Source organism: Streptomyces sp. NPDC096193 (assembly GCF_040302905.1).
In the GTDB taxonomy this organism is placed as follows: Bacteria; Actinomycetota; Actinomycetes; order Streptomycetales; family Streptomycetaceae; genus Streptomyces.
Window position 1 is genome coordinate 24,399 of record NZ_JBEOSJ010000044.1, and the last position, 6,278, is coordinate 30,676.

Consider the following 6,278-nt stretch of genomic DNA (forward strand, 5'->3'; position numbering starts at 1 on the left):
CCCGAGGCGTGCGAAGGTCAGGCACCCGCATCCGGGGCACGCCGATCCGGCGCACGGGCAGGGGCCTGTTCCACAGGACAGGCCCGGGCCTCACCAACCCATCACGGCCCCTCACGCGAACAGTTCACCTGTTGGTGCGGTCCTCCGCGAGGTCCGTGTGGTTCAGTGGCCCTGCTCATCGCGGCGGCGCTGCCACCGCTGCTCGATCCGGTCCATCATCGACTTGCGCTGACGGGGCTGGCGACGCGCGGTTGCGGGCGCGTCTCCCAGGGTCTGTTGCTCACCCGGTTTCGGCGCCTTGCGCCATCCGGTGACCGCCAGGACCGCACAGCCGAGCATGACGAGAAAACCCACCACGCTGATCCAGATCTGCTGCGCGACCATTCCGGCCATGAGGAGCGCGATACCCACCAGGAAGCCGGCGACCGCTTGGTAGACCCGTCGCCGGGTGTACGTACGCAGCCCGCTTCCCTCAAGCGCTGTAGCGAACTTGGGATCTTCGGCGTACAGCGCTCGCTCCATCTGCTCGAGCATTCGCTGCTCGTGCTCCGAGAGCGGCACGGAGTCCTCCTAGTCGTCGGCCGCGGGGGGCGACCGGTATGCGGCCCTTTCAGGATAGGCAGGGAATCGCCCCCGTGAAACCCGCCCTCTATGCCTGTTCACCGCCCGGGCCGCCATGGCGGCTTGGCTGCTGAGGCGTAGATTCCCCAACCGCCGATCCGTCATGCCGGATGGTGTCCCCCGATCATACGGGGCGGAGCCCACGATCGGGGGGTCTGTGGCGTACTCCATGTGCGGCTGCGCCGCTGATCAGCCGCGCTTCTCGCCCAGTACGTGCAGCTGGGTGGCGACCGAGTGGAAGGCGGGCAGCTCGGCCGCGGCCGCCTCCAGCTTGAGCAGGGCCTCCAGAGCGCGCGGCTCGGTGTCCACCAGAACGCCGGGAACAAGGTCCGCGAAGACGCGCACGCCGTGCACCGCGCCCACGTCCACACCGGCGTCGGCGGCCAGCGTGGTGAGCTGCTCCGCGGTGAAGCGGCGGGGCATCGGGTCCCCCTCGCCCCAGCGGCCCGCGGGGTCCGTCAGCGCGTGCCGGGCCTCGGTGAAGTGCCCCGCGAGAGCCCGGGCGAGGACCGCACCGCCGAGACCGGCGGCCAGCAGACTGATGGTGCCGTCGTTCCGCAGGGCGGCGACCGCGTTGCGCACGCCTTCGGCCGGATCGTCCACGTACTCCAGGACGCCGTGGCAGAGGACCGCGTCGTAGCCGTCGCGCTCGACGACGTCGAAGAGGCCGTGTACGTCGCCCTGGACACCCTTGATCCGGTCGGCGACGCCGGCCTCCGCGGCCCTGCGCTCCAGTGCGAAGAGGGCGTTCGGGCTGGGGTCGACCACGGTGACGCGGTGGCCGAGACGGGCGACGGGCACCGCGAAGGAACCGCTGCCGCCGCCGGTGTCCAGGACGTCCAGGCTGTCCGTCCCGGTCACCTTGACCCGGCGGTCCAGGGCGTCCTTGAGGACCTCCCAGACGACCGAGGTGCGCAGGGCGGAGCGGGGCTGACGCGGTGGGGTCTTCCCACCGGGGGACGGGTCCGGCACGGCAGTTGACTCCTCGGGCGGTGCCGCCCCGGGCTGCGGAGGCGCGGGCGGGGCGGGCGGTGAGCGATGACCGACGTCGATGAACGCACGACATCTCCCACCCTATTGCCTCGGACGGACGTCCCAGCGCTGCGTCTCACCCCGCGGCGCCGGCCTCTTCGGGTCGCTGCTCGGTGGCCGTCTCACCCCGCGGCGCCGGCCCTCCCGGTGGCTGCTCCGTGGCCGTCTCACCCCGCGGCGTCACCCCTTCCCGGCGGTTCCGTGCGGGGCTGCGGCAGGGCGGGCTGGAGCACCAGCATGCGTTCCACCAGGCGCAGAAACATGGCGGCGTCACGCAGCAGATCGTCGGCGTCCCGGGTGCTCGCCGCGCCCTGTATGCCCGCCTCGGCCCGTGCCCTGCGGGTGGCGCCGGAGGCGAACAGGATGCTCCACTCCGTCAGTTCCGGCGCTATCTCGGGGAGCACTTCCCAAGCGCTCCGGATCCGCCGGCGTCGTCGCTCGCTCGTCTCCGGGCGGCCCCGCGCGGCGAGCACCGCGGCGGCGGTGCGCAGGGCCGCCAGGTGGGCCGTGGCGTAGCGTTCGTTGGACGTTTCCAGGGTGGCTGCCTCGTCCAGTCCGGTACGGGCCTGGGCGAGGAGGTCGAGGGCGGCGGGGGGCGCGGTGGCCCGCCGCAGGACGGGGTGCACGTCGCTCGCCGGTCCGGTCAGTGAGGGGGCAGGGCCGGTGGCGCGGCGCCGGTGTGCGGCTGCTGCGTAGGAGCTGGCCATGACGAACCTCCTGTCGTCGTGTGACGGCACTGTGGCCGTATGTGTCCATGGTGGAGGCCCCCACTGACAATCGGCCCTGACCTGCCCCTTTGCTTCGATCGTAGGTTCGGTAGTAGTTTTTGCACTGACTGGTCAGTTCAAAAGCAGGGGAGGGCACGTGGACAGCCCGCAGGGGGCAGCCGTCACTGCCGAGGACTTCGGGCTGGAGGGTCCGCGTGGCTGGGCCTTCCGGTCGGTCACCGTCGAGGCGGAGCCCGGATCGCTCATCGCCGTCGTGGGCCCGTCCGGTTCGGGCCGTACGAGTCTTCTGCTCGCGCTCACCGGCCGTATGCGCCCCACCGAGGGCAGCGCCGAGGTCGCCGGACTCCCCCTGCCCCGGAAGATGGCCGCGGTCCGCAGGATCAGCGCGCTCGGCCCCGTACAGGGGGTCAGCGAGCTCGACCCGGCACTGACCGTCGGTGAGCACCTGCGCGAACGCGCCCTGCTGCAGCGGCGTTTCGACGCCTCGCTGCGCGCACTGCTGAGGCCGCGCGCCGAGCGGGTGACGGAGGCACGGCGCCGTGTCGACGAGGCGCTGGAGGCCGCCGGGCTGGACCCGGCCACGCTCCCCAAGCGGAAACGCACCTCCGTACGCGATCTGGAGCGGCTGGAGGCGCTGCGGCTGTCCGTGGCCCTGGCGCTGATCGGCCGGCCGCGGCTGCTCGCCGTCGACGACGCCGATCTGAAGCTCGCGGACGCGGACCGGGCCGAGGCGTGGCGGCTGCTGCGCTCGGTCGCGGAGTCGGGCACGACCGTGCTGGCCGTGTGCAGCGACGCGCCCGAGGGCGCGACCGTCGTCGTCAGCACCGGCGCGGTCACGGACCGTCCGGAGGACGAGGGCCCGGGCGACAACGACACCGGCACGGGCACCGGCACGGGCACCGGCACGGGCACCGGCACGGGCACCGGCACGGGCACCGGCACGGGCACCGGCACGGGCACCGGCACCGAGACCGACCACGCCGACGCCGAAACCACCGTCGAGAACACCACTGAGGAGGGGACGGCCGATGCGCTCGCCGAAACTGGCCGCGCTTGAGCTCAAGCGGTTCGGCAGGGGGAAACTGCCGCGTGCCGCCCTGGTCGCCGTGGTGCTGCTGCCGTTGCTGTACGGCGCCCTGTACCTGTGGTCCTTCTGGGACCCGTACGGCCGACTGGACCGGATCCCCGTCGCGCTCGTCAACGACGACAAGGGTGCTCGGGCCGAGGGCAGGAAGATCTCGGCCGGCGACGAGATCACCAAGGGGCTGCGCGAGAGCGACGTCTTCGAGTGGCACGAGGTGAGCGCGGCCGAGGCCCGCAAGGGCGTCGAGGACGGTGCGTACTACCTCTCGCTGACCATGCCCCAGGACTTCAGTGAGCGCATCGCGTCGAGTTCGGGCAACTCCCCCGAGACCGGCGCCCTGCAGGTGCGTACGAACGACGCCAACAACTACATCGTCGGCCAGATCTCGCGGACGGTCTTCGCCGAGGTGCGCACGGCCGCGTCGACCGACGCGTCCCGCTCGTTCCTGGACCGCATCTTCATCTCCTTCTCGAGCATCCACGACGCGACGGAGAAGGCGGCCAAGGGTGCCGACCAGCTCAAGGGCGGCATCGGCAAGGCAAAGAAGGGCTCCAAGGAGCTCGCCGACGGCCTCGAGGACGCGAAGGACGGCAGCGGCAAGCTCGTCGGCGGCCTGTCGAAGCTCTCCAAGGGCGCGAACGAGCTCGAGACCGGCTCCCGCAAGGTCGCGGGCGGCACCCAGTTGCTCGCCGACAAGGTCAACGCGGTGGCCGCCGGCATCCGCCCGTACGTCCGGGACGACGGCAAGTCGATCGGGGACGCGGCACGGCTGGTCTCCGACTCCTCCCGGACCGTCCGACACACTCTCGACCATCTGGTGAAGAGCGCGCCGGCCGCGGCCGCACGCGCGCACAAGTCCGCCGACGAGCTGGAAGCGCTCCACCGCTCCCGCTGTGAGGACGCCGTCCTGCCGGACGCCGGTGCCTGCTCGGCTCTGGAGCGTGCCAGGGACACGGCGAAGGACGTGGCGAAGGTCGCCGACGATGTCGACGCCGTGGTGAAGAACCACCAGGGCGACCTCGAGAAGCTCGACAGCCGGCTCGCCGATCTCCAGAAGAAGGCCGACGAGATCGTCCGGCGCTCACCGCGGCTCGACGAGGACCTGGAGTCGGCGGTCAAGAAGGTCAACGAACTCAACTCCGGCGCCAGGAAGGTCGCTCAGGGCGCGGACAGGCTGCACTCGGGTCTGACCACCGCCCGGTCGGGCTCCACCGAGCTGGACACGGGCGTGGGCAGGCTCAAGAAGGGCGCCGGAACGCTGGACGGCGGTCTGTTCAAGCTGGCCGACGGTTCGGACGAGCTCGCGGGCGGACTGAACGACGGCGTCGAGAAGATCCCGGACTACGACAAGAAGGACCGGGACCGGCGTACCGAGGTGATGGCCGACCCCGTGAAGCTGGCGAGCCAGTCCCTGCACGAGGCTCCCAACTACGGCACCGGATTCGCCCCGTACTTCATCCCGCTCTCCCTGTGGGTGGGCTCGATGGTGGCGTACATGATCATCTCGCCGCTGAACCGGCGGGCGCTGGCCGCCGGCGCCTCCGCCTGGCGGATCGCGGTGGCGGGCTGGCTGCCGGTGGTGGCCCTCGGCCTGGTCCAGGTCGTGGCGCTGATGTCGGTGCTGCACTGGACGGTCGGTCTGCAGATGGTCCACGCGGCGGGCACGGTCGGCTTCCTGGCGCTCGTCATTCTCTGCTTCGCCGCGATCATCCAGTGGCTGAACGCCCGGTTCGGGGCGGCCGGCCGGATCCTCGTCCTGGCGCTGCTGATGCTCCAGCTGACCTCGGCGGGCGGCACCTACCCCGTCCAGACCAGCCCGGCGTTCTTCAACGCGATCCACCCGTTCCTTCCGATGAGTTACGTCGTCGACGCGCTGCGCCGGCTCATCACGGGCGGCGGACTGGGCCCGGTGTGGGAGGCGAGCGCCGTCATGCTCGCCTTCACGGCGGGCGCGCTCGCGCTCACCGCGATCTCCGCACGCCGCAGGCAGGTCTGGACGCTCGACCGCCTGCACCCCGAGCTGAGCCTCTGAGGGGGCGGCGGACCTGTGAGAATCGATGTCATGGACAGCAGCAGCACCAGACGCCGGGCGACCCGGGCGAAGCTCTACGAAGCCGCGGTGACGCTCATCGCCGAACAGGGGTTCTCGGCCACCACGGTGGACGAGATCGCCGAGCGCGCCGGCGTGGCCAAGGGCACGGTCTATTACAACTTCAAGAGCAAGACCGAGCTCTTCGAGGAGCTGTTGCGGTACGGCGTCGGCCTCCTCACGGCGTCGCTCCAGTCCGCGGCCGACGAGACGGCGGAACGCGACGGCACCAAGGTCGAGGCGCTGGACGCCATGATCCGGGCGGGCCTGGGCTTCATCGACCGCTACCCGGCCTTCACGCAGCTGTACGTGGCCGAGCTGTGGCGCACCAACCGTGCCTGGCAGTCGACGCTCCTCGTGGTCCGGCAGCAGGCGGTGGCGGTGGTCGAGACCGTGCTGCGGGAGGCCGTCGAGAACGGCGAACTGAGCGAGGAGATCGACATCTCGCTCACCGCGGCGGCGCTGGTCGGGATGGTGCTGGTCGCCGCGCTGGACTGGCAGGCCTTCCAGCGGGAGCGGTCGATCGACGATGTGCACGCGGCGCTCTCGCGCCTGCTGCACGGCCGGGTGAGCGGCCGCTGAGACCTCCCCGAGCCCCTGCGGAGCTCGCCGGGAGCACCGTGTGCCCGGACGGCGACGGGTCGGCGTGACGCCTGCCGGGGGGTTCTCGGCCAGTGCCCGCCGGTAGTCGGTGGCGCCGTCCTGGTAGAACTCCGTCGGCATC

General features: G+C 71.5%; 6 protein-coding genes. 3 read left to right on the forward strand and 3 right to left on the reverse strand.

Annotated features, from left to right (window positions below; all coding sequences use genetic code 11):
- Positions 1 to 162 precede the first annotated feature (162 nt).
- The 3 genes from ABTX78_RS34760 to ABTX78_RS34770 form a co-directional block, all read right to left on the reverse strand.
- Positions 163 to 561: an SCO2097 family morphological protein gene (locus tag ABTX78_RS34760; RefSeq protein WP_352210765.1), complete on the reverse strand. Its 399-nt coding sequence runs from the start codon at positions 559 to 561 to the stop codon at positions 163 to 165.
- A gap of 249 nt (positions 562 to 810) precedes the next feature.
- Positions 811 to 1,593 (reverse strand): class I SAM-dependent methyltransferase, encoded by a 783-nt coding sequence (locus ABTX78_RS34765; protein ID WP_352210766.1) that lies wholly within the window; start codon positions 1,591 to 1,593, stop codon positions 811 to 813.
- 227 nt (positions 1,594 to 1,820) lie between these two features.
- Complete coding sequence (locus ABTX78_RS34770) at positions 1,821 to 2,360, reverse strand: SAV_6107 family HEPN domain-containing protein (RefSeq protein ID WP_352210767.1); 540 nt, start codon at positions 2,358 to 2,360, stop codon at positions 1,821 to 1,823.
- Between the two features lie 157 nt (positions 2,361 to 2,517).
- On the opposite strand from ABTX78_RS34770, the gene ABTX78_RS34775 reads away from it, so the two are divergent.
- The 3 genes from ABTX78_RS34775 to ABTX78_RS34785 are packed head-to-tail and all read left to right on the forward strand — an operon-like array spanning position 2,518 to position 6,136.
- The gene (locus ABTX78_RS34775) at positions 2,518 to 3,438 is read left to right on the forward strand and encodes an ATP-binding cassette domain-containing protein (RefSeq protein ID WP_352210768.1); all 921 of its coding nucleotides are present in this window, start codon (positions 2,518 to 2,520) and stop codon (positions 3,436 to 3,438) included.
- Positions 3,410 to 5,497, forward strand: coding sequence for a YhgE/Pip family protein (locus tag ABTX78_RS34780; protein WP_352210769.1), 2,088 nt, complete (start codon positions 3,410 to 3,412; stop codon positions 5,495 to 5,497). The genes ABTX78_RS34775 and ABTX78_RS34780 overlap by 29 nt, the downstream gene beginning before the upstream one ends.
- 30 nt (positions 5,498 to 5,527) lie before the next feature.
- Entirely contained in the window at positions 5,528 to 6,136 is a 609-nt protein-coding gene (locus tag ABTX78_RS34785; protein WP_352210770.1) for a TetR/AcrR family transcriptional regulator, read from the forward strand.
- The last annotated feature ends 142 nt before the right edge of the window (positions 6,137 to 6,278 follow it).

What these genes read in the sequence shown, in the direction of transcription:
- ABTX78_RS34780 (WP_352210769.1), top strand. Translation starts at nt 3,410, where the DNA reads ATGCGCTCGCCGAAACTGGCCGCGCTTGAGCTCAAGCGGTTCGGCAGG.
- ABTX78_RS34770 (WP_352210767.1), bottom strand. Translation starts at nt 2,360, where the DNA reads ATGGCCAGCTCCTACGCAGCAGCCGCACACCGGCGCCGCGCCACCGGC.
- ABTX78_RS34785 (WP_352210770.1), top strand. Translation starts at nt 5,528, where the DNA reads ATGGACAGCAGCAGCACCAGACGCCGGGCGACCCGGGCGAAGCTCTAC.